The organism is Streptomyces sp. NTH33, assembly GCF_003236365.1.
In the GTDB taxonomy this organism is placed as follows: Bacteria; Actinomycetota; Actinomycetes; order Streptomycetales; family Streptomycetaceae; genus Streptomyces.
Genome location: NZ_POTZ01000788.1, coordinates 1 through 1938, shown reverse-complemented (window position 1 = coordinate 1938; position 1938 = coordinate 1). Strand labels below are relative to the sequence as shown.

Genomic DNA, 1938 nt, shown 5'->3' with positions numbered 1-1938 from the left:
GTCCTGCCATCCGGGCGGGCGGGGAAAACCCCGTCGAGCCACCGCCCAGGTTCGCGGTACCGTTCTTGATGTCCCTGCCCGCCCGGATGGCAGGACCACCGACCCCGTACCGGCGGGCAACCCGGTCACACACATGTACGTGGGGACTCTGTCCTTCGACCTTCTCCTCGGCGACGTCCACTCGCTGAAGGAGAAGCGTTCCGTCGTCCGCCCGATCGTCGCCGAGCTCCAGCGCAAATACGCGGTGAGCGCGGCCGAGGTGGACCACACGAACCTCTACCGGCGAGCCGTCATCGGCCTCGCCGCGGTCTCCGGCGACGCGACGCACCTGACCGACGTACTGGACCGGTGCGAACGGCTGGTCGCCGCCCGCCCCGAGGTGGAGCTGCTGTCCGTCAGACGCCGCTTCCACGGGGAGGACGACTAGGGGGGCGACCGGACGGACACCACCCGGACAGACACAGCACGCACACCACGCAAGGCAGAAGAAGAAAGAACGGGAGACGGACCAGTGGCCGACAACGCGCGGGCGAAAAAGCTGGCGGACCTCATCCGAGAGGTGGTGGCCCAGAAGCTGCAGCGCGGGATCAAGGACCCGCGGCTCGGCTCGCACGTCACCATCACGGACACCCGGGTGACGGGTGACCTGCGGGAGGCGACCGTCTTCTACACGGTCTACGGGGACGACGAGGACCGCAAGGCCGCGGCCGCCGGCCTGGAGAGCGCCAAGGGCATCCTGCGCTCCGAGGTCGGCCGTGCGGCCGGCGTCAAGTTCACCCCCACCCTCACCTTCGTCGCGGACGCCCTTCCGGACACCGCCCGGACCATCGAGGACCTCCTCGACAAGGCCCGCGCCTCCGACGCGAAGGTGCGCGAGGCCTCCGCCGGTGCCTCCTACGCCGGTGGCGCGGACCCGTACCGGAAGCCGGAGTCCGACGACGAGACGGACGACACCACCGAATGACCAGCAAGCCCACCCCGCCCGACGGCCTCGTCATCGTCGACAAGCCGTCGGGCTTCACTTCGCACGACGTCGTGGCCAAGATGCGCGGGATCGCGAAGACCCGCCGCATCGGCCACGCCGGCACCCTCGACCCCATGGCGACCGGCGTCCTCGTACTCGGCGTGGAGAAGGCCACCAAGCTCCTCGGCCACCTCGCGCTGACCGAGAAGGAGTACCTCGGCACCATCCGCCTCGGCCAGACCACGGTCACCGACGACGCCGAGGGCGAGATCACCTCCTCCACGGACGCCTCCCGAATCACCCGGGACGCGGTCGACACGGCCGTCGCCAAGCTGACCGGCGACATCATGCAGGTGCCGTCCAAGGTCAGCGCCATCAAGATCAACGGCGTACGGTCGTACAAGCGCGCCCGGGAGGGCGAGGAGTTCGACATCCCGGCCCGGCCGGTGACCGTCTCCTCCTTCGCGGTGTACGACGTCAGGGACGCCGTCGCCGACGACGGCACCCCCGTGCTCGACCTGGTGGTGTCGGTGGTCTGCTCCTCCGGCACCTACATCCGTGCCCTCGCCCGCGACCTGGGCGCGGACCTCGGCGTCGGCGGCCACCTCACCGCGCTGCGCCGCACCCGCGTCGGCCCGTACAAACTGGACTCCGCCAGGACGCTGGACCAGCTCCAGCAGGAGCTGACCGTGATGCCGATCGCCGAGGCGGCCGCTGCCGCGTTCCCACGCTGGAACGTCGACGCCCGGCGTGCCCGGCTGCTCACCAACGGCGTACGGCTGGACATGCCCGACGAGTACGCGGGCACCGGCCCCGTGGCCGTCTTCGGTCCCGAGGGCCGTTTCCTCGCGCTCGTGGAGGCGCAGCGGGGCAAGGCCAGGAGCCTGGCGGTCTTCGGCTGACGTCCGGCGTCCACCCGTGGAGCGGCGAGCACGGGGTGTCCCACTGCCGCCGCTCCACGGTCCCCCCTCGGT

Annotated in this window: 3 protein-coding genes; all 3 read left to right on the top strand. The window is 70.9% G+C overall.

Annotation, left to right across the window (positions count from 1 at the left end; genetic code table 11):
* The first annotated feature begins 133 nt into the window (after positions 1–133).
* The 3 genes from C1I97_RS36260 (at position 134) to truB (ending at position 1866) form a co-directional block, all read left to right on the top strand.
* The gene (locus tag C1I97_RS36260; protein ID WP_111007159.1) at positions 134–427 is read left to right on the top strand and encodes a DUF503 domain-containing protein; all 294 of its coding nucleotides are present in this window, start codon (positions 134–136) and stop codon (positions 425–427) included.
* 84 nt (positions 428–511) lie between these two features.
* Positions 512–964, top strand: coding sequence for a 30S ribosome-binding factor RbfA (gene rbfA, locus C1I97_RS36255; RefSeq protein ID WP_111007158.1), 453 nt, complete (start codon positions 512–514; stop codon positions 962–964).
* On the top strand, positions 961–1866 hold the full coding sequence (gene truB / locus C1I97_RS36250) for a tRNA pseudouridine(55) synthase TruB (RefSeq protein ID WP_111007157.1): 906 nt from the start codon (positions 961–963) through the stop codon (positions 1864–1866). Before rbfA ends, truB begins: the two co-directional genes overlap by 4 nt.
* Positions 1867–1938: the final 72 nt, after the last annotated feature.